22 protein-coding genes are annotated in these 25692 nt (G+C 41.3%); 12 read left to right on the top strand and 10 right to left on the bottom strand.

The window, feature by feature from the left end; translation table 11 throughout:
- Nucleotides 1-21: 21 nt before the first annotated feature.
- Nucleotides 22-5082, top strand: coding sequence for a hypothetical protein (locus tag ACFG4S_RS02250; protein ID WP_392533270.1), 5061 nt, complete (start codon nucleotides 22-24; stop codon nucleotides 5080-5082).
- A 71-nt stretch (nucleotides 5083-5153) separates the two neighbouring features.
- On the opposite strand, the gene ACFG4S_RS02245 is transcribed toward ACFG4S_RS02250, so the two are convergent.
- The gene (locus tag ACFG4S_RS02245) at nucleotides 5154-5501 is read right to left on the bottom strand and encodes a hypothetical protein (RefSeq protein ID WP_392533269.1); all 348 of its coding nucleotides are present in this window, start codon (nucleotides 5499-5501) and stop codon (nucleotides 5154-5156) included.
- Between the two features lie 440 nt (nucleotides 5502-5941).
- Here ACFG4S_RS02245 and ACFG4S_RS02240 point away from each other — a divergent pair, with 440 nt between their 5' ends.
- From ACFG4S_RS02240 to ACFG4S_RS02220, 5 genes are all read left to right on the top strand, one after another.
- On the top strand, nucleotides 5942-6079 hold the full coding sequence (locus ACFG4S_RS02240) for a hypothetical protein (RefSeq protein ID WP_392533268.1): 138 nt from the start codon (nucleotides 5942-5944) through the stop codon (nucleotides 6077-6079).
- Nucleotides 6080-6259: 180 nt separating this feature from the next.
- On the top strand, nucleotides 6260-7093 hold the full coding sequence (locus ACFG4S_RS02235; RefSeq protein ID WP_392533267.1) for a photosystem II manganese-stabilizing polypeptide: 834 nt from the start codon (nucleotides 6260-6262) through the stop codon (nucleotides 7091-7093).
- Nucleotides 7094-7742: 649 nt separating this feature from the next.
- Complete coding sequence (locus tag ACFG4S_RS02230) at nucleotides 7743-8519, top strand: RNA polymerase sigma factor SigF (RefSeq protein ID WP_392533266.1); 777 nt, start codon at nucleotides 7743-7745, stop codon at nucleotides 8517-8519.
- Between the two features lie 166 nt (nucleotides 8520-8685).
- Complete coding sequence (locus ACFG4S_RS02225) at nucleotides 8686-9537, top strand: hypothetical protein (protein ID WP_392533265.1); 852 nt, start codon at nucleotides 8686-8688, stop codon at nucleotides 9535-9537.
- A 3-nt stretch (nucleotides 9538-9540) separates the two neighbouring features.
- Nucleotides 9541-9792, top strand: coding sequence for a hypothetical protein (locus ACFG4S_RS02220; RefSeq protein ID WP_392533264.1), 252 nt, complete (start codon nucleotides 9541-9543; stop codon nucleotides 9790-9792).
- 617 nt (nucleotides 9793-10409) lie between these two features.
- Here ACFG4S_RS02220 and ACFG4S_RS02215 read toward each other — a convergent pair.
- Complete coding sequence (locus tag ACFG4S_RS02215) at nucleotides 10410-12479, bottom strand: protein phosphatase 2C domain-containing protein (protein ID WP_392533263.1); 2070 nt, start codon at nucleotides 12477-12479, stop codon at nucleotides 10410-10412.
- 238 nt (nucleotides 12480-12717) lie between these two features.
- Between ACFG4S_RS02215 and ACFG4S_RS02210 the strand changes: the two genes are divergently transcribed.
- The gene (locus tag ACFG4S_RS02210) at nucleotides 12718-13152 is read left to right on the top strand and encodes an NfeD family protein (RefSeq protein WP_392533262.1); all 435 of its coding nucleotides are present in this window, start codon (nucleotides 12718-12720) and stop codon (nucleotides 13150-13152) included.
- Nucleotides 13153-13264: 112 nt separating this feature from the next.
- Nucleotides 13265-14275, top strand: a complete 1011-nt coding sequence (locus ACFG4S_RS02205) for an SPFH domain-containing protein (protein WP_392533261.1) — start codon at nucleotides 13265-13267, stop codon at nucleotides 14273-14275.
- Nucleotides 14276-14402: 127 nt separating this feature from the next.
- Here ACFG4S_RS02205 and ACFG4S_RS02200 read toward each other — a convergent pair whose 3' ends face one another.
- From ACFG4S_RS02200 to ACFG4S_RS02180, 5 genes are all read right to left on the bottom strand, one after another.
- Nucleotides 14403-14906: a molybdenum cofactor biosynthesis protein B gene (locus ACFG4S_RS02200; protein ID WP_392533260.1), complete on the bottom strand. Its 504-nt coding sequence runs from the start codon at nucleotides 14904-14906 to the stop codon at nucleotides 14403-14405.
- A gap of 101 nt (nucleotides 14907-15007) precedes the next feature.
- Nucleotides 15008-15352 carry a photosystem II reaction center protein Psb28 gene (gene psb28 / locus ACFG4S_RS02195; RefSeq protein WP_392533259.1) on the bottom strand — a complete coding sequence of 115 codons (345 nt, stop codon included), beginning with the start codon at nucleotides 15350-15352 and terminating at the stop codon, nucleotides 15008-15010.
- Nucleotides 15353-15506: 154 nt separating this feature from the next.
- On the bottom strand, nucleotides 15507-15959 hold the full coding sequence (gene dtd / locus ACFG4S_RS02190) for a D-aminoacyl-tRNA deacylase (RefSeq protein ID WP_392533258.1): 453 nt from the start codon (nucleotides 15957-15959) through the stop codon (nucleotides 15507-15509).
- 53 nt (nucleotides 15960-16012) lie between these two features.
- Nucleotides 16013-16495, bottom strand: a complete 483-nt coding sequence (locus tag ACFG4S_RS02185) for a hypothetical protein (protein ID WP_392533257.1) — start codon at nucleotides 16493-16495, stop codon at nucleotides 16013-16015.
- A 398-nt stretch (nucleotides 16496-16893) separates the two neighbouring features.
- Nucleotides 16894-18003, bottom strand: coding sequence for a CobW family GTP-binding protein (locus tag ACFG4S_RS02180; RefSeq protein ID WP_392533256.1), 1110 nt, complete (start codon nucleotides 18001-18003; stop codon nucleotides 16894-16896).
- 136 nt (nucleotides 18004-18139) lie between these two features.
- Here ACFG4S_RS02180 and cysS point away from each other — a divergent pair, with 136 nt between their 5' ends.
- From cysS to ACFG4S_RS02165, 3 genes are all read left to right on the top strand, one after another.
- Nucleotides 18140-19612: a cysteine--tRNA ligase gene (gene cysS, locus ACFG4S_RS02175; RefSeq protein WP_392533255.1), complete on the top strand. Its 1473-nt coding sequence runs from the start codon at nucleotides 18140-18142 to the stop codon at nucleotides 19610-19612.
- Nucleotides 19613-19696: 84 nt separating this feature from the next.
- Nucleotides 19697-21136, top strand: coding sequence for a TldD/PmbA family protein (locus tag ACFG4S_RS02170; RefSeq protein ID WP_392533254.1), 1440 nt, complete (start codon nucleotides 19697-19699; stop codon nucleotides 21134-21136).
- A gap of 234 nt (nucleotides 21137-21370) precedes the next feature.
- Complete coding sequence (locus ACFG4S_RS02165) at nucleotides 21371-22717, top strand: TldD/PmbA family protein (protein ID WP_392533253.1); 1347 nt, start codon at nucleotides 21371-21373, stop codon at nucleotides 22715-22717.
- Between the two features lie 71 nt (nucleotides 22718-22788).
- Here ACFG4S_RS02165 and ACFG4S_RS02160 read toward each other — a convergent pair whose 3' ends face one another.
- The 3 genes from ACFG4S_RS02160 to coaD form a co-directional block, all read right to left on the bottom strand.
- Nucleotides 22789-23166 (bottom strand): Ycf66 family protein, encoded by a 378-nt coding sequence (locus ACFG4S_RS02160; RefSeq protein ID WP_392533252.1) that lies wholly within the window; start codon nucleotides 23164-23166, stop codon nucleotides 22789-22791.
- Nucleotides 23167-23263: 97 nt separating this feature from the next.
- Nucleotides 23264-23932 carry a DivIVA domain-containing protein gene (locus ACFG4S_RS02155; protein WP_392533251.1) on the bottom strand — a complete coding sequence of 223 codons (669 nt, stop codon included), beginning with the start codon at nucleotides 23930-23932 and terminating at the stop codon, nucleotides 23264-23266.
- The gene (gene coaD / locus ACFG4S_RS02150; protein ID WP_392533250.1) at nucleotides 23842-24393 is read right to left on the bottom strand and encodes a pantetheine-phosphate adenylyltransferase; all 552 of its coding nucleotides are present in this window, start codon (nucleotides 24391-24393) and stop codon (nucleotides 23842-23844) included. The genes ACFG4S_RS02155 and coaD overlap by 91 nt, the downstream gene beginning before the upstream one ends.
- A gap of 289 nt (nucleotides 24394-24682) precedes the next feature.
- Here coaD and lgt point away from each other — a divergent pair, with 289 nt between their 5' ends.
- Nucleotides 24683-25558 (top strand): prolipoprotein diacylglyceryl transferase, encoded by an 876-nt coding sequence (gene lgt / locus ACFG4S_RS02145; RefSeq protein ID WP_392533249.1) that lies wholly within the window; start codon nucleotides 24683-24685, stop codon nucleotides 25556-25558.
- Nucleotides 25559-25692: the final 134 nt, after the last annotated feature.

The following is a 25692-nucleotide window of genomic DNA, read 5'->3' as shown; positions in this document are numbered from 1 at the left end:
ATGCCCAATGCCCAATGCCCCATGACCAAAGAAAATCAGCATACTTTGCAAAGACTGATTAGAGCGATCGCACTTTCGGAAGGTCAATTTGCCCTAATTTTAGTTCGCTGTAACTATGGGCAATTACGGGAGCAAATGTTAGATAATATTCGCTCTAGCACCCAAGACATTAATATCAGAGAAATTTTTCTCAATCCATCAACTAGTTCCTTACACAGCACAATAGTATCAGAATTATTTTTAGATAATCCTCTGGTTGTCACAGACTCTTTGCCATCAGCTGTGATGGTTTTTGGCATTGAGTCAGTTATCGACCTAGAAAATTTACTTACAGGCATCAACCAAGCACGAGATATCTATGCTGTGACTTTTCCATTTCCCGTAGTATTGTGGCTACAAGATGAAGTGGCATCATTGCTTTCCAGATTAGCTCCTGATTTCAAAAGCTGGGCTGCAACCACGATTAAATTTGAAATGGCAAAAACAGATTTAATTTCTTTGATTCATCAAGAAGCAGAATCTTTATTTGCTAAAGTTTTAGAAGCAGGTGCCGAAACGTTTTTATCTAATGCTTCTTTAGATTTAGATCCCAAGTCACAACATCGCCACGAGATAGAATCAGCGCGTAATGATTTATTACGTCTGTATGGCTTTCAATTAACACCAGGATTAGAAGCTAGTTTAGAATTTGTTTTAGGGCGGGATAAATACGCCAACGATCAAATTAATGCTGCTTTAGCCAATTATCAAAAAAGCATATCTTTGTGGCAACAAGAAACAAAGAGAGTTACACAATTGGAGACTGGTAAAGTAGGGAAAGTAAGCGAACAATTACTCTTATCTCCTCCTCTTCCTTTCTCCCCTTCTTCCTCGATTCTGATTTCTCCCTCGTCTTTACTCAAGCAAGCAATAGTACTATTTCACCTGGGGCTATGTTATCGACGGATGGCAGACTTAAACCAAAGTGCGAATAGGAGCTATTGCCAACATGCTCTTTTATGGTTTAAACAATGTCTGGAAATATTAAAAGAGGTACAAAGAGAAGATTTAGTTGCTAAATTTATTTCACCAGCTTGTGAAATGTTACAACGTTTACAAGCTTGGGATGAATTAAAAGAATTAGCGCAAAAATCATTAAATCTACATAAAACTTATGGAACTAGAGCACAAATTGCTCAAAATTATGGTTTTTTGGCAAATGTGGCAGCTTCTGAATCGAATTGGGTACTAGCTCATGAATTAGCGAATACAGCACTTTCTATCTGTGAAGAAGAAACAGAAGTTTCTCTGCGAGACGCTTTGCGAATACGAAGACAAGAAAGTTGGTATCTTCTCTTGTTAGCACGTACACAACGGCACTTAGGTGAGCGAGAAGAAGCAATCAATAATCTGGAATGGGCGAGGGTCGTTTGTGAGCTACAACATCAGCCATCACTTTATTTAGAGATTTTAGAAGAATTGCGATCGCTTTACTTTTTTGAGCGTCATGATTATATAGAAGCCTTTAAGCTCAAGCAAGAAAAAATTCAAATAGAACATCAATATGGCTTTCGTGCCTTTATTGGAGCAAGTCAATTGCAGCCGCAACGCTCCAAAATTAACCCAGCATTAGAACCTGAAAAAAGACCGTTTACTCCAGAGGAAGTTGCCCAAGAAATATCTGCTTCTGGACGACAACAAGATGTCAATCGCTTGATTAAAAGAATTACACGTGCTGACTATAAACTCACCGTTATTTATGGTCCATCAGGTGTAGGTAAAAGTTCAATTATCAAAGCTGGCTTAGTGCCGGCATTGAGAGGAAAAGTTATTGGGGGACGGATTCCTATACCTATTGTTTTGTCTATTTATACTGATTGGATTACAGTTTTTGTTAGTAGTATAAACCAAGCGCTGACACACACAGGAATATCTATCGATCTTAACTTCACACCTACTATACTGATCGACAAAATTCGGTTGGCAACCGAACGCAATCATACAATAATTATTGTATTAGATCAGTTTGAAGAATTTTTCTTTGTGAGTAATTCTTCAGCACAAAGAATAGAATTTTATAAATTCTTTAGTGAATGTTTGAATATCCCATTTGTAAAGATTATTCTTTCATTAAGAGAAGATTATTTACATTATCTATTAGAATTTGAAAGGCTGAGCCAAAAAAATAGTATTGGACTATATGATTTAGGAATAATTAACAAAAATATTCTGGATAAAGATATTCGCTACTATTTAGGAAAATTCTCTAGCCAGGATGCTAAAATGATAATTCATACTCTTACTCAACGTTCACATTATGAACTGAGTGATGAATTAATTAATCGGTTAGTGCAGGATTTAACAGGAGAACTAGACGAAGTACATCCAATTGAATTACAAATAGTTGGCGCTCAACTGCAAATAGAAAACATTAATACACTCGCACAATACAAGCTTTGCGGTGGCTCGACAAAATTAGTAGAACGCTGGCTTGGCGAAGTTATCAAAGACTGCGGTCAAGAAAACGAAGAGTTAAGTTGGAAATTATTATTTGAATTAACTGATGAAAAAGGTACGCGACCGTTAAAAACTAAAGCGGATTTAGCCGTTGCATTAGTTAATAACCATGATATTGAGACAATATCAGATTTTGAAATAGTTGGGGAACTGATTTTAGAAATATTAGTAGGTTCTGGGTTGGTGTTGCGAGTCAGACAAGAATTAGGCGATCGCTATCAGCTAGTTCACGATTATTTAGTTGAACCAATCCGCCAAAAGAACAATTATGGAATTGTCGCCGAATTAGAAAAAATCAAACTGGAAAAAACTAGAGCAGAAGTAGCCCAAAAACTTAGTCAAAATGAACTCAATTTGGTGTTGCAAAGGCGCTTAAAAGAAGCAAGAATGGCAGGGGCAGTGCTGGCAATTATGGGCGGAACAATCGCAGCATTATGGTGGCAAGCTGACTTACAGAAAAGAGCAGCATTTCGCCAAACGATACGGGCTGAACGCAGTGAAAGCAACTTGAAAATTAGTGCGATCGCTGCTGCTAGCGAAGCTTTGTTTGCCTCTAATAAAGAATTTGATGCCTTACTAGAAAGTTTACGGGCTTGGAGACGACTTAGACAGTCAGAAATTGTCCAACCAGATACCCGAATGCGGGTAGTCACAGCCCTCCAACAGGCAGTTTATGGGGTAACAGAGGTCAACCGCTTAGAAGGGCACACCGATATTGTTTGGGGAGTAAATTTTAGCCCAGATGGTCACTTGCTAGCATCAGGGAGTCGAGATAAAACGGTAAAACTTTGGCGTCCTGACGGAACCTTACTCCAAACCCTCAAAGGTCATACCGACGCGGTAAGCGCCGTCACTTTCAGCCCTGACGGTCAAACCCTAGCCTCAGCCAGTCTCGATAAAACAGTCCAGATCTGGCGTAAAAACCCGCTTACAGGTGAATTTTATCCCCAACCATCTAAAACCTTAAAAGGACATGGAGATTGGGTTTACAGCGTTAATTTCAGTCCTGATGGCCAGTTATTAGCCACTGGCAGTAAAGATACAACCATAAAACTCTGGCATCAAGACGGTAGCCTGGTAAAAATACTAAAGGGACATCGTGGGTGGGTTAACTGGGTAACCTTCAGTCCTGATGGTCAATTCATTGCCTCCGCAAGTGACGATAAAACAGTGAAAATCTGGCGACGGGATGGCAGCCTAGTGACAACTTTGTACGGGCATCAGCAGGGTGTGACTGTGGTTGCTTTCAGCCCTGATGGTAAATTTTTGGCATCCGCAAGTCGAGATAAAACAGTGAGACTTTGGCGGGGCGATCGCAGCACCAATACTGACAGTTTTGGCTTTGTTCCTTACAAAACTTTACGACAACATACCAATACAGTATGGAGTTTAAGCTTTAGTTTCGACGGTAAAAAGTTAGCTTCCGGAAGTGAAGACAATACCATAAACCTTTGGAGTATTAATGGCAGCTTACTCAAAACCTTCAAAGGACATAATGATGGTGTTGCTAGCGTAGTTTTCAGTCCCAATAATAAATTGCTCGCTTCGGGAAGTTTTGATAAAACAGTGAAACTGTGGAGTTTAGATGCCCCAACACCGTCTATTCTCCAAGGACATCAGAATCGAGTTTTGAGCGTTGCTTGGAGTCCCAATGGACAAATGCTAGCTTCTGGTAGTAGCGATCGCACCGTCAAACTCTGGCAAAGAGACGCCAGTGATGGTGAGGTGAAAACCCGACTCTACAAAACTTTAGTAGGACATACAGATAAAGTTCCTAGTGTCAGTTTTGACCCTAAAGGTGAAATGCTCGCTTCTGGAAGTTATGACAAAACTGTAAAGCTTTGGCGGCTTGACGGTACTTTAATCATGACTCTCCACGGACATACTGATAGTGTGATGAGTGTAAGTTTCAGCCCTGATGGTGAGATTTTGGCATCAGCAAGCAAAGATAAAACGGTAAAACTTTGGAACCGTAAAGGTAGGTTACTCAAAACTTTAGTGGGGCATAAAGATTGGGTAAATAGCGTCAATTTCAGCCCTGATGGCCAGGTTTTAGCCTCTGCTAGTGACGATCAAACAGTCAAACTTTGGCAGCGAGATGGTACTTTGCTGAAAACTTTCTCTCCCCATGAAAGCTGGGTATTGGGTGTTAGCTTTAGTCCCACTGACGAGTTGCTGGCGTCTGCTAGCTGGGATAACACTATAAAACTTTGGCGACGGGATGGTACGTTGTTAAAAACCTTATTAAAGGGGTACAGTGATAGCGTTAACGCCGTAACTTTTAGTCCCAACGGTAAATTAATCGCCGCAGCTAGTTGGGACGGCACAGTGAAACTCTGGAGCCGTGAAGGCAAATTAATTAAAAGTCTTAATGGGCATCGTGCCCCAGTATTAAGTGTCAGCTTTAGCCCAGATGGTCAAACACTAGCATCAGCTAGTGATGACAATACAATAATTTTGTGGAATTTAGATCTTGATGATTTGCTTGTTCGTGGTTGCGATTGGGTAGGTGATTACCTCAAGCACAACCGCAATCTGGAAGAACGCGATCGCCGTCTTTGCGATGGTATAAACCGGAAATTCTAGGCAAAGGGGCAGGGGGCAGAGTTGATGGAAAAAATGACCAATAACTCTTGGTCTAGCTGATTTTGATTTAATTAACCAAAAGAGCGATCGCTCTCCAACTCCTCAAGACTATTTTCTGGGGTCGGCTCTGGTGGCAAATTCGTTAAAAGTGCTTGTAATCTCATACGCTCAATATAAGGCCAGCCTCCCTCTGACTCAATATCTTTCAGCAGTGAGTAGAGTTGCCGACGGTTAACAGGCAAACTCTCTTGAAAAATCCCATCTCGGATCTCTCGGTGTAACCGCTCTAATTCTCGCAGCAAAGCTAAAAGAGCTACAGTCTCGCCTTCACAATTCGCAACTGCATCATACACCACAGTTGAGATTGCTTCCAGTTTAAAGCAGGACTTCTCTGCCTCAATAGTTTTGTTATTATCCATGCCACCCTTTCCGTATAAATGAGGTCAACTCAAATTTACCGGAGATTTTTAATTTTCCCTAGTTTCCCAGCCAGTCTAGATTCATTAGCTGTCATCTTACACAAGTAGACAAATCTTCTGTAGGATTTTTCCAAGTTTTTTCTCAACTCCCCGTGTCCCCATTCCCGTAATCAAGGTGAATATAACTAGATTTGTATCTTTATGAAAAGCAATTGCGATCGCTCCTACAAGAGCGCAGTACCGTTTAACATAGCCTCTACTGGAGCTAGATAGGAGCAAAACATTCTTGTTTGAGACTAGAGTACTTTGATTTTGAGTTAAAAAAAATCGTATGATCTGGCTGATTTACCCATTAAACAATGGGCTGTATGTAGTAGCGTCACATACATAATACAAAATGACTTGGGCGACATTGCTTTTGTCACAAGCAAGAGCAATGTGTGAAGCAGACAACTTTCTTCGAGACAACTTTCTTCGAGGCAAGCATTGATGCCGCTCTGTGTGAGGCTTACTCATTCACGCGTCCAACTCTCGCAAATGCCATCAACAGTAAAACTGCTGGCTTTTTGCTCCCTTAGTGACACACATACAAAATGGGTGGAGTGTCCTACTTGATTCTGGGTTTACACCCCAAACTCAAGAGAGCAAGACCTTTAGCAAAGAAAAGTTTGAGCGCAGAGTAGCGGCTTATCGTCAGAGTTCAAAGCTTCCATGCAGTTTTACAACTTAGATATTAATTTTTGAGATTGAGGTTGACCATGAGGTATCGCGCTTTAATTGTTGCATTTTTGGCTTTGTGCCTGGGGCTAATAACTGCTTGTAGTGATGCTCCTGCTGCTAGTAGTGGTAGGGATGTACTCACTTACGAACAAATTCGAGGCACTGGCTTGGCTAACAAATGCCCTCAACTAACAGAAACAAGCCGTGGTTCTATTCCCCTTGATTCTAGCCAGTCATATACCATCAAAGAACTTTGCTTGGAACCAACCAGTTTCTTCGTCAAAGAAGAACCTAGTAACAAACGCCAAGAAGCAGAATTTGTTGCTGGCAAATTGTTGACCAGATACACTTCCACCATTGACCAAGTACAAGGCGACCTGAAAATTAACTCAGATAATAGCCTGACTTTTGCAGAAACTGATGGTCTTGACTTCCAAGCCATCACTGTGCAACTCCCAGGTGGTGAGCGAGTACCTTTCCTCTTCACTATCAAAAACTTGGTGGCTCAAACCCAACCCAGTTTGACCAGTATCAACACCTCTACGGACTTTGAAGGCACTTTCAAAGTTCCTTCCTATCGTGGTGCAGCCTTCCTAGATCCCAAAGGTCGTGGTGTCGTTAGTGGCTATGATAACGCCGTTGCTCTCCCTGCCCAAGCGGATGATGAAGAACTCACCCGTACTAATGTTAAGCGCGCAGAAAATCTCAATGGTAAGATTTCTCTGCAAATAGCTAAGGTAGATAGCAGTAGTGGTGAAATTGCTGGTACTTTCCTGAGCGAACAGCCATCTGATACCGATTTAGGTGCTGGCGAACCTAAAGAAGTTAAGATTCGCGGTATATTCTACGGCCGAGTTGAATCAAAATCGTAGCTAAATCCTTTTGAGTTACGTAACTGACCGGTATTCAGAACTGCAATTCTGGAAGCATCAGGTTTCATCAGAAAATTTAACTTAATTACCCTCCTAAATAAAGCGAGGTTAATTAGGTTTTTACGAAATAGTTATAAATAACTACAACGAAGGGCAAAACGCCCTTTTTTTATTGCTTGCGTAAATATACATACTAATTTGTGATTTCTATTTAGTAATTTTTAAATATTAAATGAATGTCTTTAAAATTTATATGTAATTTTACTGTAAATTATATTTTTAATTATCCAATAAAATTCTGAATACGATAGTTTTGTTTCTAAAAGTTCATCTTAGAATCAATAAATAAAATTAAGTACAATCTCGGTTTGATCTTTAGTGATTAATTATATATTTTATTCCTATGTAGTTATAAAAAAACTACAGATTAAAACCCAAACTAAACAACTAAATAAATACTCACAGATTTAGCTCATTGAAATATTGATTGGTTCTCAAGCAATTTATGGAATTTTGGAGAGAAATATCTGTTATTTACCATAGATTTGCTAGGGCATACAGCACGATATTTTACTTAATTTAGTGAGCGATCGCAAATAACTATAAACGCGAGTTCTTGATTCTTTATTTGCTCAATAAACCCGGTGCTATGACTACCACAGCCACCAATGAACTAAAGCATGAAATTTGGCAGTTGTTGCGAGAATATCAGCAATGTCGCTCCGAAAATATTCGCAATCAACTGGTAAAACTCAATTTTGGACTTGTGAGAAAAGAAGCTCACTACTGGACAAATCAATGTCATGAAACCTACGATGATTTGCTCCAAGTTGGATGTTTGGGTTTAATTAGAGCTATTGAAAGATTTGAACTTTCTAAGGGACACGCCTTCAGTTCTTACGCTCTTCCCTATATTCGGGGTGAAATTCAACACTATCTTCGAGATAAAGGCGTCACTGTGCGAATTCCTCGGAGGTGGTTAGCGCTGCAACAGCAAGCAATAGGAATTTCACGTTCTTGGCGTGAAAAACATAATCGCCAACCAACAGACTCCGAATTAGCAGCAGCATTGGAAATTTCTCCAAATGAATGGCAAGAAATTAAATTAGCATGGGTTAATCGCGCTCCCTTGAGTTTAGATGTACCAATCCAAGATGGTGAAGAAGGCTCTACTTGTTTAGGAGAATTAGTTCCAGATCCTCACTATCGCAGCTTTCAACTAGCACAAGAAGACCAACTTCGCTTGCAACAAGCATTAGTTCAGTTAGAACAACGCACCCGCGATGTCCTAGAATGTGTATTTTTGCAGGATTTGACACAAAAACAAGTTGCAGAACATCTAGGAATCAGTGTAGTAACGGTTTCCCGTAGGGTGAAGAAAGGCCTAGATTTGATGAAACAGCTAATGGGTGTGGCAGAGGATTAACTAGCACCAAACCTTAAGCCGCAATTATGCTGGGCTGATGGTGCGAAAAATAACCCTTGAAAAACAGAAAATTAGGTTATAAAGGGAACATGCTTTGCCTGTAATACAAATTTCAGGCATGTTGATTTCCAGTTTTCAATTCTCCAATGGCTTTTGAGAAAGACTCATGGGCATAAATTCAACAATTACAATTGCAGCTATTTTAACCTTGGCGATCGCTGGATGTGCTTCTGAAGAGACACCACAAGCCATCAATCCCGCGCCGATTCCCAAAATAGCGAAAAACTCGCCACCAGCGGCTCAATCCTTTAAAAATCCAGTCATACCTGCCAAACAGGTTTCACAAGTTTCTTCTCCAAGTCTTAACTTAATTCAATCTACTAATCCTACAGAACGGGCACGGTTAGTTTTGGTATCAAAAAACCGGACTGACCCTTTTGGACAAATTTTTGGGCAGACGTCTACTGGAATACCTAAAACATCTGGAAGACCTATTCCCATAGTACCTAAGCTACCTACTGCATCACTAGCAGTCCGAAAACTTCCAACAAGAACCATAGCTTTAAATCCAAAGAAAAATAATATTGCTTCTGTACCGAAAAAAGTTAATACTACTTTGACTTCAGTCTTGCCTAAGGTTTTGCCTCAAGTTGTTCCTAACCCAACTTTAGTATCTGTATTACCACCAGCACCACAACCTGACTTAGCAAAAGCAGTGTTTGTGAGTGGTGTCGTTCTCATTAGTAAAGAACCACAGGCAATTATCAAAGTACCAGATGAACCGACAAGTCGTTATGTGGAAGCAGGACAGCGATTAGCGAACGGTGTACTGATTAAACGCATTGAAATGAATGGAGGCTCCAACCCGATTGTCATTTTGGAACAATATGGTATAGAAGTTGCCAAAATGGTAGGGGAAGGGGCTGTCAACTCAACGCCATCAGCTGCATCTGCTAATGGCAACTCTATTTTAGGGACAACACCCCTCCCAAATACAGTTAATGTGGGAGCTTCGTAAAAGATGGTGACTAAGGAAAAAATTGAATTTACTGGTTTGCCTTTAGCAGTTTATAGAGAAATAGCAGCGCATTTACGTCAAGTGGAAGGCGTAGAAGTAGATTTAATTCCCCAGTCATCCCAACAGTTTGATTACAATCAAAGTCAAATTGATGGCTTAAGGCTTTCGTGGACAGCAAACTCTGATTCAGAAAGTCGGCGACGAGTTAACCAGATTTTGGATTACTATCAAAATCGCTATAGAAATTCTATTTGATTTGTGAAAATAGCAAACTCACACTCCTGACTTCTTTGAGAAGTCAGGAGTCTTGTTGTTTATGAATCATTTATGATTGCTATAGTGTCTGTCTAATTACGTGAATCAAAAGACCGTAACCCTTACCAATAGTAGCGCAATGCGTAATTCGTAATTTTTAATTATGATTCTATTGTCTAAGGGTTCTAGACGGCAATTTTAAATTATTCGTGAAAAAATAACAGAACTTGGTATAAGGTATTTGGTTATAATGATTGATAAAATTCTTTTAGGCAAGCGAGCAGTCCGCCGAGTCGGTCAATGACCATCTCAAAAATATGTGTCAAATAGAACACTCAAGGGCGTCGTAGTGTATTTAACTTTTTGGTCAACTTGATGGCTGGTTTGGCTGCTTACATCTATCTGCCCAAAAAACCCTCAATTGACATTTACCCAAAAGATTTGCCTGCATTGCCTCTTGCCGTTTTTTAGTGCCGTCGAACTCACGTAATATTACTAGCTAGCGATCGCCTTTGCCATTGTGATGTAGAGTTATGTGTAGTGCATAGGCGTAGCCCGCAATTCTCTGCGAGACCCTCCGCGAACGGCTGCGCTCAGTGACCGTCGAAGACATCGCTTTATTTCCCACCCGAACACATTTGCTGTATTGTTGGAGGAAGTTGCCGACACATTTGCTGGAATCCTTGAGGATTAATTTGCCACCAAGCAAATAATCCCAAACTTGTACCACCCGCAAGCAACGCCAATACTCCCCCCACCATTACCAAACGTTTATCTCGCTTCGGTTTTTCAATTAAAGTTGGTGGAATTTCTGGGTCTATTACTGGTTCCTCTGAAATATCCAAATCTAGCTGCAAATCTAGCAATGCTTGCGAACTATCTGTAAAAGAGGTTGGTTCTTCTTTTTGTGATTCTTCTAGTTCTAGTTCTAGTTCTAGTTCCGGTTCTGGTTCTAGTTCTGGTGCTGGTTCTGGTTCTAGATTTTCTACTGGCGGTGTGAGAGTAACAGGTGCTATGTATTCTGGAGAGACACGGCAATAAGTTAGAACAACCGATGTATTATCACGCCCATTTTTTTCGTTTGCCAGGTTAATCCAGTTGCCAACAGCATCTTCAAGTGTAAGTTCACCTCTTAATAGAGGTTTTGCATAATCCTGCCAAGATTGTTCTACCAAGTTATTATCACTTAAACCATCAGAACACAGCAGCAGTATACCATCTTCTTCGACAATGAAGCGCTGAACCCTCAGACGCAAGGATTCTGCATCTCTTGTCCCCAATGCTTGAGTTATGGCAGTAGCATCTGGTCTAAAGAGTGCCTTTCGATACAAGCTTTTCGCTAAGCGTACTTCTCGCGTTGCGACATCATCATCTATTGTGAGTAGATGACAATACTGAGAAGTAATCCAATAGGCGCGGCTATCGCCAACATTAGCTAAGTATAGTTCATGGCTATTGTTTGATTGTGATGTAGCGATACCTTCAGTAAGCTTCTCTACGAGACGCTGCGCGTAGCTTGCTTCTCCCAAGGTGTACGCTAACGCTTGACTTCTTTGGGGAATTTGCACAGCCATAACGATAGTTGTCGCCATACGTTCTCTGCCTTGGCGTTTTTGCTCGTTATTGCGCGCAGAAATCACATTATTCACCACCCGCAAACTTGCTTCTAGTTGTTCTTGCAACAACTCTGGTGATAAAAGTTGACTTTGTGTTGCTACCTCCGCCAATAACACACGAATTTGCAACTTCACAGACTCTACTGCTAACCGACTGGCAACTTCGCCACCTTCGTGTCCACCAATACCATCACAAACAATCGACAAATAAGGCAATAAGGTGTCATCTAATTGACTAACAGTATTGGGATAGCAACTGTCTTCATTTTGTACCATTACTGGTCCAACATCTGTAGAACCTGAAACCTTCAAAGTCAATGGCAACTCTGCCGCAGATGCTAGTAGTAAATTGTTAAGTTGAGTAGTAATAGCATCCAACTCCACCTCAGTTTCACACATCTGCTCGACTATTTTTTGTAACTCTTTGGCTATGGATGTTTTTGCAGAGGCTATCCAAGGTTGCCAAAACTGTCCCAACTTCTGTAGAGATGTTTCATAAGATGTCTCTACAAGTTCCAACAGTCGCACACGCCAGCCTTCAACTCTCAAGTTACCTTGCACCAATAAACTCTGGGTTACCCCCAATTCTGATAAAGGTGTCCAAAGCTGGAAAATTTGCCACAGCCAATAAACTTGTCGTACCGCCGTTGCTTCCTCCCACGCCTCAGCAATAGTTGGGTAAATATGTCCCATTTTATCTATGGGCACATTTTCCAATAACAGGATATCAGCAACACCTTCCTCAAGATCGTGAGCAAACCCATAAGCCTGGGGCAAATGTAACCATTCTTGATATAACCGTAAATAAGGAATTACTTCTTTTGGTAATTCTTCAGGTACATCTGGAGGTAATCCTGGTTGAGTATCTAGCCAAACTTGCGGTTCAATTACCTCATATCTATTTGCTACCTTTGTGTTTGGTGGAATTTTGGCAGACAAAGAACCAACAGCCCAGAGATAGCGGTGAACTAGGGGAGTTTGACAACTGACACAAAAATCATTTCCCTCAGGATTAATCGGGTCATTACAATTTGGATTTATACAATAAATTATCCGTTGAGTAAAAATCATAAGGGTATAAATTCAAGAAACAAATAAATCAACTCATGAATTTCGATTAAATTTAGCTGTCAACAAGTTGAAGGCTAGAATAGACTGGACTTGTGTACCACTGGCTACACCTTGTTACTGAAATTTATCAAAATTATTGGTAAAAATACCAAGTTTTGCTTTATGTCAATAGCTTACGTCTGGGTGTATCTAATCGTATAAATGCATTTACGTCAATGTAGAGTTTTAGGATAGCGCCATGCCAAGTTTTACTTTAATTTGGCTTCTTGCAGGAGCAGTTCTATGTTTAATGGAATTGTTCTTACCATCGGCGTTTGTCGCCTTCATGATGGGAGTTAGCGCTTTGGTGGTGGCGCTACTATGTGGAGTGGGTTTGGGAAGTGTATGGTTGCAGATTGTGGTTTGGCTGTTGCTTTCCACAACATTAATTCTGCTTTCTCGTCGGTTTTTCCAACCGCGACGACGCAAATCAAAACTTCAAGATGCAGTCATCGCTGAAACCCTAACAGAAATTCCACCTGGGAAAACAGGACGAGTGCTGTATGAGGGAAATTCTTGGCAAGCCCGATGTGATGATGACAAATTCACCATAGCGCCCCATCAAAGAGTTTATGTGGTTAGGAGAGAAGGTACCACTTTAATTGTGATACCAGAAAATTTGTTGAGTTCTTAGCTGTTGGGAATGGGGCATTAGCAGTGCTGAGTTAGGAGTTAGCATTATCTCCTATGCCCCTCCGCCCCATCTCCCCACTCTCTTTTTCATATTTAAAATCAGGAGATTCACAATGGAACAGTTCTTTTTACTAGTATTTTTAGCCCTTGGTGGTGGTGCCGTAGCGGGATCTGTGAAAGTCGTCAATCAGGGTAATGAAGCTTTGGTGGAAAGATTGGGTAGTTATAACAAAAAACTCGAACCAGGACTGAACTTTGTTATCCCTTTTGTAGATAGAGTTGTCTACCAAGAAACTATCCGCGAAAAAGTCTTAGATATTCCTCCCCAACAGTGCATTACCCGTGACAACGTTGGTATTGAGGTCGATGCAGTGTTTTACTGGCGCATTGTTGATATGGAAAAAGCTTGGTATAAGGTAGAAAATCTCCAGTCGGCAATGGTAAACATGGTTCTGACTCAAATCCGTGCGGAAATGGGGCAATTGGAGTTAGATCAAACCTTTACTGCTCGTTCCCACATCAGTGAACTTTTATTACAAGATTTGGATGTTGCTACCGATCCTTGGGGTGTGAAAGTGACACGGGTAGAGCTGCGAGACATCATACCATCTCAAGCGGTACGAGAATCGATGGAATTGCAAATGTCGGCAGAACGACGCAAACGCGCAGCGATTTTAACTTCCGAGGGCGATCGCGAAGCTGCTGTTAATAGCGCCAAAGGTAAAGCTGAGGCGCAAATCCTCGATGCAGAAGCGCGTCAAAAAGCGACAATTCTGCAAGCGGAAGCACAACAAAAAACCATTGTGTTGCAAGCTCAAGCCGAACGCCAGCAACAAGTTCTCAAAGCCCAAGCAACCGCCGAGGCGCTGCAAATTATCACCAACACGGTGAAAACTGAACCAAAGGCACAGCAAATTTTGCAGTTTTTACTCGCCCAAAATTATCTAGAAATGGGTACGAAGATTGGCAGTAGCGAAAGCAGTAAGGTTATGTTTATGGACCCCCGGAGTATTCCTGCAACTTTAGAAGGGATGCGTTCCATTGTTGCAGACACTAGTGATGGAAACTCTAATCCTTTATTTGGTGGTGAAATACCAACGGTGAATAATAACCGTCCTAGCTGAAGAGTGGAGACTGGTGGCCATAACACCAGTCTCTAAGTTGTTACGCATTTAATTTGTACGTTTACCTGATGACTGATGACTGTTAACGACCATCAAGAGTGTTTATATACTTTAGACGCGCATCAGCTTATTTCCGTATCTGACTTATCAAGTGAGTCAATTCAGGTAAAATTAGTTTTTCCATAGCCAACCGGACAGCATTACTGGAACCGGGAAGCGAAAAGATTAATTTATTTTGATAAACACCAGCAACAGCGCGAGAGGCGATCGCCCGCGAGCCAATTTCTTGATAACTTAAAAAACGAAATAGCTCACCAAATCCTGGTAAGGTTTTCTCTAATAACTTTTCAATTGCATCGTAGGTGGTATCTCTCGGCGCAATACCTGTGCCACCATTGAAAATTACAGCATCCAAATTTGGGCTTTTACCTAGCTCTTCTATCTGCTGTTGAATCTCTGTTGGTTCATCTTTGATAATTGTATAGGCTCCCACGGTATGATTAGCATCAACGAGCAACTGCTGAATTAGCTGACCACTTTTGTCTGTTTCCGGGGTGCGTGTATCGCTGACAGTAACCACAGCACAAGTTAGTGTAATTCCAGCCGAGTCTGGGTGGGGTTGTTGTATCATGGAAAAGTTATTAAATTTTCATAATGAGTAATTGGGCATCAAGAATAACGCATAGGGCATGACAATTAACCAATGCCCTATGATGCCAAATGCCTTATGCTCTACCCCTCATTTTTGCTGAGTCCAAGACCGTTTTGAGCTGCATACCGCTCCATGAAGCGCATAAAGCGATCCCATTCTTCAGAAGATTTCATGACGTAAAGTGCTTCTAATCCTTCCGGTTTACCGTTAACAAATTTAGCCTTAACTTCACGAGTAACTATTTCGCCTTCTTCGTCAATCAAGTACATCCCGGTAATATCGTCAGTACCACCTTGGTCTAGAATTTTTGGATTTATAAAAATAAACGTTGCTGTACCCTGTCCACCATCGCGCGATCGCGTTAGGCGCACGTCTTCTGGAACCACTTCTTCGTCAACACCTCTGGAAAACTGGATTTTCGCCATGATGAATGAATTTAAACTTTTGTGATGGTTAATTTAATATTCTCTCATCAATTAGAACACCACGGTCTAGAGGCTGCTGTTATTCATTCATTGAAAGCGGCGGGTAACTGGCTGGCTAAGGTCAGGGAGTTTTTTATATTTTTAGTATATGTACTTAAATTGCTTCTTTCTCAAGTAACAAAGTTACAGGACCATCGTTTTCAATTGTCACTTGCATCATTGCCCCAAATTTACCAGTTTGCACTTGTACACCACTGTCTTTTAACTTGGTCACAAAATGATTATATAAATCTTCTGCTGCTTGAGGAGCGGCTGATCGGTCAAAAGAAGGACGACGCCCTTTGCGACAGTCACCGTAAAGGGTAAACTGACTGACTACCAATAACTCACCACCAATTTCTTGTACAGATTTTTGCCAGCGATCGCCTCCTTCTTCATCAGGAAACAACCGCAATTCTAAGCATTTACGCACCATCCAGTCGAGTTCAGCATCAGTATCGGTATTAGCAATACCCACGAGCAAATTTAGCCCCTGTCCAATTTTGCCAACAATTTCGCCGTTAACGATAACTTGAGATGATTTAACTCGCTGGATGATAACACGCATTAAAGCTTTACCCTAATTAAAAAACTACAGTTCTCAACGTAGGCGTATTCTAGTTAAAACGCTACAGATTGAGCTGTACCTTTCAAAGGAGTAATTGTGTAAGTCTGTGTTTGTCCAAGATTAAATGCAGGAATTACGGAAAAGCGATTAACTGTTGTGATTCCCTTAGTTTCAATTGGGGCAGATTTATAATTCTGTCCTAAATTTACCCTAGGTATGAGCAAGCTAAATGTAGTAGAACCAGTATCTACTGTCCTCTGGATAGTTACCGTCACTAATGTGCCAATTTCCGATTCCGCAGTCCGGATCTCATCTCCGGAAAAATTTAATGTTTGTTGCTGGTCTTGATAGCTAAAAAGAGGCTTAGCAGTAATGCTTGACGTTGAGTAAGTAACTTTGATTTTATTTCCTGCGTGATTACGACCACTGAGATTGTATAAGTTGGGTGTAATTGTTTCTGCATGACATGGGATTACAGATATTGCTGTTAATGTCATACCTAATGCAAATGATGTAATTAAATTTCTTGTTTGCATGTTTCAAAAAATTATCACTAGTTTGATAGAGATCCTTGGTTTTACAGACTTAAAATAAGCCTAAAATCGATTGTAGCGGTGAATTTTCTTAACCTAGTGTAAACTGGAACACATTGCAAAATTTATTAATATATAGTATGGCAATTTGCCAATCAATTGAGATGCAGAATGGCAGTCTCTCGTAGAGAAGCTATGCCGTTCGTTCATGCAGAGCGTCTCCTAGAGAAGGGTTTACGCTGCGCTATCCTGCCTCCAAACCGTAGCTTTGTACTTCATACAAAGAAAACTGCTGTAATATCTGAACCAATAAAAACAAATTCCCAGGGATAAACCTGGGAATGAGTACACAATTTTAATTCTTAATTTCTGTAGAGACGCAATTAATTAGGTCTCTACTTTTATTTGCCAAACCCTTTACCGCGACTGGTAGAAGGTAGACAAATGCAGTTTTGTATTTGAGTTGTTAAAGCCTCACGATCCAGATTTTGACCAATCAGTACTATTTGGTTTTTGGGTTGACCTTGCCAATCATCATCATCCAAGGTGAAACGTTTACCACAAAGGTGGAAAATATGACGCTTTGGACTTTCATCAAACCACATAATTCCCTTCGCACGGAAAATATTTGAAGGTAGCTGGTTATCTAAGAAATACTGAAATTTCTTAATGGAAAAAGGCTTATCACTCTGGAAAGAGATGGAAGTAAAACCATCATTTTCTAAATGATCGGAGTGATTGTGAGCGTGATGATCGTGGTCATGGTCGTGATGATCGTGACCACATGTTGAATGGTCATGATCGTGGTCATGATGGTTGTGGTCGTGATGATCGTGGTCATCCACCACTGTGTCAAAATATTTATCAGACTCAAACAGACCGACGCTGAGAATTAAGGGAAGCGGCACTTGCGATCGCGTTGTGCGGAGAATTCTTGCTCCTTCCTTAACTTCGTTAATTTTTCTCTCTAACTCAGTCAAAGTGGCTTCATCAACCAAATCAGCTTTGTTCAGGACAATTACATCACCATAGGCAATCTGACTATATGCCGCCTGAGAATTAAATAAATCTAGGCTGTAATTCGCCGCGTCTACCACAGTAATAATCGAATCTAAGCGAGTTAAATCTCGCAATTCTGTGCCCAAAAATGTTAGAGCTACTGGTAATGGATCTGCCAATCCAGTTGTTTCTACTACCAAGTAATCGAGATTTTCTTGGCGTTCTAAAACTTTGTAAACTGCATCTACTAAATCATTATTAATAGTGCAGCAAATGCAACCATTATTTAGTTCCACCATGTTCTCGCCAGTGGAAACAATTAGCTCGTTGTCGATGCCAATTTCACCAAATTCATTCACGAGAACAGCGGTTTTTAAACCCTGTTGGTTGTTGAGAATATGATTAAGTAAAGTTGTCTTGCCACTACCGAGGAAACCCGTAATAATTGTTACTGGCATTCCTTGTTTAGGCGTATCCATTGCTTGGGATTCGGAAGTAACTGCTGATTGCATAGCGCTGTTATCAAAAAAATCAAAAATAGTAATGTAGCGCAGATAGTCCAGAAAACACTAGCATAGGGATGCTGGACTGTCATCCTAGCTGCTTACCTTATTATTGCTTATCTCTCTATTTCAGCATTACTTGATTATGACCCTAACTCTTTACAATACCCTCACCCGTCGTCAAGAACCGTTTCAAACAGTCGAACCAGGCAAGGTTAAGATGTATTACTGCGGCGTGACGGTATATGATTACTGCCATTTGGGTCATGCTAGAGCTTGCATTGTTTGGGATGTAGTACGCCGATACCTCCAGTTTATCGGCTATGAAGTACGTTATATTCAAAATTTTACTGATATTGATGACAAAATCCTCAATCGAGCGAGGGAAGAAAATTCATCAATGGAGGCTGTAGCCGATCGCTTTATCAAAGCATATTTTGAGGATATGGCACGCTTGGGAATCAAAGAAGCTGATGAGTATCCCCGTGCTACCCATACGATGAACGGCATTCAGCGCTTAATTCATGACTTGGAAAATAAAGGCTTTGCTTACCCCGCCGACGGCGATGTGTATTATGAGGTACGACAGTTTGTTGAGTATGGCAAGCTTTCGGGACGCAAGTTAGAAGATATGCAAGCGGGGAAAAGCGATCGCGTCAACCTCGAAGATCCAGAATATCAGAAAAAGAAAGATCCCTTTGATTTTGCCTTGTGGAAAGCAGCAAAACCGGGAGAACCAGCTTGGGAATCACCCTGGGGTGCAGGTCGTCCGGGGTGGCATATAGAATGCTCGGCAATGGTGCGCGATCGCCTGGGCGATACCATAGATATTCATGCTGGTGGCGCTGACTTAATTTTTCCCCACCACGAAAACGAAATTGCCCAGTCTGAAGCTGTCACCGGAAAACCCCTAGCGCGTTATTGGTTGCATAACGGCATGGTGAAAGTAGATGGTGAAAAAATGTCCAAATCTTTGGGCAACTTTATCACGATTCGAGAACTGCTGGATCGGGGAGTTGACCCGATGGCAGTAAGGTTATTTGTACTGACAGCGCAATATCGCACACCCATAGATTTTACCGACGAAGCGATCGCCGCAGCAACCAACGGCTGGCACACCATCAAAGAAGGTTTATTCTTCGGCTATCAACATGGGGAAAAACTAGGCTGGGATTTAGGGACTGGGAATATCCCAATACCCAGTACCCAATACCCAGTACCCAATCCCTATATTGAACGTTTCCAAGAACTTGTTAATGACGACTTTAACTTTCCTGGTGGATTAACAGTGCTGTTTGAATTAGCGAAAGAACTAATCCGTGAAGGAAATATCCTTGTGCATCAAGGAAAAACAGAAACATCACCAGATCAGTTACAAAGTCAATGGCAAACACTCGTTACCTTGGCTGGAGTATTGGGTTTAGAAGCCAAGCCAGAAGTCAGAACTTCTACAATAGAAGGTTTAAGTGATGTCGAAATTGAGGTGAAAATTCAGCAAAGACAACAAGCCCGTATTGCCAAGAATTTTGCCGAAAGCGATCGCCTTCGTGATGAACTGCAAGCACAAGGTATTACGCTAATTGATAGCCGTGATGGTACACGCTGGCACCGGAATTAGAAAAAGTGGGGAGTAGGGACTAGGGGTAAAATTCCCCATTTCCCATTCCCCATTTCCCATTCCCCATTCCCCATTCCCCAAATTATGTGGTCTGAATTAAAAAAAGCGATCGCTAGTTTCGATATTCCTGCTGATTGGATTGGTATTAGAGCCGTCAAAGAGACTTCTACTAACCGTTTAGTCCGTGATGCCTTACCCCAAGTCAACGGCAAATCTTTCACAGTCGGAGCCATGCTGGAAGTCTTAGTTAATGGCTGTATCGGCTATGCAGCTACTAACTCCCTAGAATTATCATCCCTACAAGCTGCTGCCCAAACAGCCTACAACCATGCGCTAGCAGCCAGCGAATGGTGGATACATCCCTTCCGCGAAAGTGAGCGCCCCAAAGTCGTTGGTGAATATCAATCTCCATTCCTTCAGCCATTCGATGCTTTGAGTCCAGGAGAAATCAACGATTTATTAGTTCGCATTTGCCAAACCCTGAAGGTTGATGACAAAATTGTGCAAACTATAGCCAATATTGGCACTACCGAGAGAGAATCTTGGTTTGTCAGTAGCAACGGCTCAGAAGTATATCAAAAATTTCTATCTATAGGCACTCATTACGGAGCTACTGCTCAGGATGGAGCAATTGTACAGCAGCGCAGTCATAACGGCTCCCTAGCAAACTGTTACCAAGGCGGACTAGAACTTTTACAACAAGACAACCTATGGCATCGCGTGCGGCAAATTGGGGAACAAGCAGTAGAACTTTTGACAGCAGAAGAATGCCCAACCACCTGCACCAACTTAGTTTTAGCACCAGACCAAATGATGCTGCAAATCCATGAAAGTGTCGGGCATCCCCTAGAAATTGACCGAATTTTGGGAGATGAGCGAAACTATGCTGGGGGCAGCTTCATTAATAAAAGTGATTTTGGCAACCTAGTATATGGTTCGCCACTGATGAATATTACCTTTGATCCCACCGTCCGTGGTGAATTTGCCAGCTATCGCTTTGATGATACAGGTGCTGTAGCAACAAAGGAATATTTGGTTAAAGAAGGTGTACTCCAACGGGGTTTAGGCAGTCTGGAGAGTCAAGCCAGAGCAGGTGTACCTGGAGTAGCCTGTGCCCGTGCTTCTTCATGGAATCGGCCAGCGATCGATCGCATGGCAAACTTGAATTTAGAGCCTTTAAACGGCACTTTTGAAGACATTATTGGCAGCATAGAACATGGCGTTTACATGGAATCTAACCGATCTTGGTCAATAGACGATCGCCGTTATAAATTTCAATTTGGTTGCGAGTACGCTAAATTAATCGAAAATGGTAAACTTACCAAAACCCTCCGCAATCCCAATTATCGGGCTACCACACCAGAGTTTTGGCATAGTTTAATTAAAGTTGGAGATGCCACAAACTGGCAAATGTATGGTACTCCTCATTGTGGCAAAGGAGAACCAAATCAATCTATTTCCGTAGGACACGGTTCACCTGTTTGTGTATTTGCTAATGTCGAAGTTTTTGGCGGAGGAAGTTGAAAGAGTTCTGAGTGCTGAGTGCTGTTAGCGGGGCGTTTAGACCGTGTTGAGTTAGGAGTTAAGAGTTTTGTTTATCTCCTTGTCCCCTTGTCCTTTCATCTCCCCATACTTCAGCACCGCGGTAGTTGAATCTCGACTTCTCCTAACGGAGACGCTACGCGAACGCTCGATTTTTGCGTAGTCGAAACTCAGTACAAGTCTCCCCATCTCCCTATTCCCTATTAAGAAATATCCATGAAAATTGAGGAATTATCTGCATTAGAAGTCAGCTTTAATCAACTGATTGAAACTCTACTGATTAAAAAGGTAGACAATGAACAATTTACTGTGAAACTAAGCAGCGAAAGAAGTCAATTTACTCGTTTCAATCATGCCAAAGTGCGACAAACTGGTTGTGTGGCTGATGGTTGGATTGAACTGACTTTGATGAAAGATCAACGCAGCAGTTTTCGGCTGTTTCCTTTTACGGGAAATTGGGAGGTAGACTGGCAATTATCATATATTGCTTTGCAAGAACTACGTGACGAACTGATTTTACTACCCATCGATCCTTATCTAGTTTTGCCATCAGGAAATAATACCAGTCGAGAAATACATTCTGGTAATTTATTGGCAGAGGAAACAGTAGCAGCAACTTTACTGGAGTTGGTTGCCGAATTAGATTTTACTGGTATATACGCTGGGGGAGTCGTAGTTAAAGCTTATGGTGATTCCAGCGGACAAAAACACTGGTTTGCTACTGATTCTTTTAGCTTAGATTATTCTTTATTCATGACAACTGGACAAGCTGTTAAAGGTACATTTGCAGGTAGCGATTGGGATAAAAATGCATATGTAGCCCAAATTAGCGAAGCTAAAAAGCAAATAGAATTGCTTGCTCGTCCAACTAAAGAATTACCAAGGGGACAGTACAAAACTTATTTTGCACCAGCTGCTGTTGCTGATTTATTAACGATGCTTTCTTGGGGATCTGTAAGCGAAGCTGACATCCAACAAGGAAACAGTTCTTTAGCTGCTTTATCGCGTCAAGAAAAACAACTTTCTCCAAAATTTAGTTTGAAAGAAAACTTTCAACGGGGATTAGTTCCGCGATTTAATGAATTAGGAGAAATAGCTGCACCGGAGTTACCTATAATAGAAAAAGGATATTTGGTAAATAGCCTGGTGAATTCTCGTACTGCTAAAGAATATCACAAAACTGCCAACGGTGCTAATAGTTCAGAGATGTTAAGAGCGCCAGAAGTCACTCCGGGAAAATTAGTATTTGAGCAGATTCTTCCGACTTTAGATACAGGTTTATATGTATCGAATTTGCATTATTTGAATTGGAGCGATCGCCCAACTGGTAGAATTACAGGTATGACCCGTTATGCTTGTTTTTGGGTAGAAAACGGAGAAATTATCGCCCCCATTGAAAACCTACGTTTTGATGAAAGTCTCTATCGCTTCTGGGGAGAAAACCTCATAGATTTGACCACTTTTCAAGAATTTATTCCCGAAGTAGGAACTTATGAAAGTCGCCAACTAGGAGGTAGTTTAGTTCCCGGTATGCTAGTAGAAGATTTTACATATACTTTGTAAGGATCTTGTGTAAAAATACTGTATTCCTGGTAGAGACGCAAAATTTCACGTCTCTACACCAAATTATAAAATCATCTATTTCTGTAAATTGCATTAATTACAATATCTTTGATAATCAGGTAAATAATTAATAAGCTCAATAAAAATTGCCCAAATTGAAGAATTGGATCTAACCGCCAGCCTTGAAAAACCAAAATAAACCCGCACAATAACATTATAATTGGCGTAAATATCGCTTGGATAATATAAAGTGCTAAAGCCCAACTCGTAAGTCTTTCTCCACGTTTGACTAGCCAAAATACCATAAAAATCAAGTAAACTACTCCTAAAAGCAAATAAATAATTCCCAGTATACTAGCTGAATTTGCTCCAAAGTTAACTTGAGCCAAAGTAAGCATTTTTGAAAAATCCTGTTTAATTAAAAGCCAAAATTTTAAACCTATTACCAATTAGGTATAGAAAATTAAAAGTTTTCCATAATAAAAATTGTTGGGTTAAGCCATAGCAAAACCCAACTGATAATTCTTGCCCATTTTCTCAGAACCTCTATCTTTTATTGCCAGGAGGTGAATTGCGCTGCGTTAGGTTGTCAACTTGCAGTTGTTGCCGTCCGTTAGTGATAATTCGCAACATCTCTTTGAGATCCTGCTCAATATTTTGGAGGACACCATCGGCATAAGTATCAGCACCATCTTCAATTTCTTGAGCGTGAGCGATCGCAGTTTGTCGCATTTGCTCTAACTCTTGCTGACAAGCATACCGCTTGCGCTCAATTTCTCCAAGAGTTTCTTGCATTATTGCCTCACACTCTTGTTGCACTTGTCGCCGCAATTGTTCAGCTTCCTGCTGTGCCTGTTGAATAATATCGCTTTCAGCTAAAATTTGCGCTCTTTTTGCTTGAGCTGCTTCAACAACTTGCTGGCCATACTCTTCTGCTTCTAAGAGAATTTCGTCCTTTTGTTGGAGAACTGCTGCTGCTTCTTGATAAAGTGATGGCAAAGCTAAACGGATGTAATCAAGCTGATCTAACAGCTTTTCTTCATCAATCAGTGTGCGTCCTGTCAGGGGAATCCTGAGACTAGATAGAACTAGTTCCTCTAGGCGGTTGAGTTCCTCCTGAATATCTATGCTTCCCTCTCCATCGAGATACTCTTGAGGGGGGGGATTGCTTCCGTTGAGATTGGGTTCAGCATTGGAGAGTTGTGATTGTAGCATTGGTATATATCTAGGGCAATGTGTGGAGGAACGAGATGATCGATAGAGCCACCAAACCTTGCAATCTCTTTTACCACACTACTACTTAAAAAACTATACTCATTTGAGGTTGCGAGAAAAACTGTTTCTATTTGAGTAGAAAGAGTTTTATTTGTGTGCGCCATTTGCAGTTCCACTTCAAAATCTGACACAGCCCGTAAACCCCGGAGTAAAACTTGTGCTTGTCGCATTTGGGCATAATTGACCGTAAGACCATCAAAGCTATCCACATCTACATTAGGTAAATGTTGTGTAGAAAGACGGATTTGATCTAGCCGTTGCTGAACACTAAAAAGTGGCATTTTATTAGGGTTCCGCAGTACAGCAACAATTACCCGCTCAAATAGCCGACTACCGCGCTGAATGAGGTCAAGGTGTCCCAAGGTAATGGGGTCGAAGCTACCAGGATAAATCGCAATCACAATGATATATCAAAATTATTTAGGTGATTATATCGAAACTGTTTTGTGTAACTTACTCAAATCTATCATCTTGTGTTCTGAGTCAGAATGCTAAAGTCAATTGTTCTGGTGACACAAGTTATGCTCAACTAGGCGTTAGGAACTAGACTCCTAAATGTGGATGCTGGATTTCTACTTTTATCCCCACAATTAATGTTGTAAAGGATTTCAGGGTAATTCGGTATTCGACACGTAAGAAGTACTTAGCAAAGTACATGGGTAGTTAACGAACTCTTCTAGGTAATTTTTCATGGCACTGGATTTTTCTACCTTGCCCTTGGCGTTTCAATTTACTTCTCCCGGTCCCATTCTGTTGAGAATAGGACCACTAACTATCCGGTGGTATGGCTTGTTGATTGCCACAGCAGTATTAATCGGCGTTATGCTTTCCCAGAACTTGGCAAAGCGTCGTCATGTTAATCCTGAGTTGCTCAGCGATTTGTTCTTTTGGTTGTTAATTGGCGCAATCCCTGGCGCACGGCTATATTACGTTTTGTTTGAATGGTCAAAATATGCCTCAACTCCAGAAAAAATCTTTGCTATTTGGGAAGGAGGTATTGCCATTCATGGAGCGATTATTGGTGGGGTTTTGGCATCATTAATCTTTGCCAAAATCAAGCAAGTTTCTTTCTGGCAATTGGCGGATTTAGTAACGCCTTCGCTGATTTTAGGGCAAGCGATCGGACGTTGGGGCAATTTCTTCAACTCTGAAGCTTTTGGCGATCCTACAGATTTACCTTGGAAGCTATATATTCCAACAGAACGTCGTCCTCTGGAATATATTAATTTTGATTACTTCCATCCCACCTTCCTCTACGAATCTCTGTGGGATTTAATGGTGTTTACGCTGCTAATAACCTTGTTTTTCCGGTCTGTAGCCGGTAAGCGACGCCTGAAAGTCGGCACGCTGTTTCTAGTCTACTGGCCAGCCTACAGCTTAGGACGCCTGTGGATTGAAGGATTTCGTACTGATAGCTTGATGCTAGGACCTTTGCGGATGGCACAAGTCGTCAGTTGTCTGGGAATTTTATTGGGATTAGTTGGATTAGCTTGGCTTTACTTACTCAAACGTCCTTTGCCTGATGTAGTTCCTACTCCTAGAGGAGATGGGGAGATTAGGGGATGAGGGACACGGGGATGGGGCAGAGGGGCAGAGAAGATAATACTAACTCTTAACTCAGCACGGGCTAAACGCCCCGCTACCGCTAACAGCACTCACAACTGTTTTGCCCTATGCCTAAAAATAAAAAATGCCCCAGA

It is taken from the genome of Nostoc sp. C117 (genome assembly GCF_043099735.1).
Taxonomy (GTDB): domain Bacteria; phylum Cyanobacteriota; class Cyanobacteriia; order Cyanobacteriales; family Nostocaceae; genus Nostoc.
The sequence above is the reverse complement of the archived record's forward strand: the minus strand, read 5'-3'. Positions and strand labels throughout refer to the sequence as shown.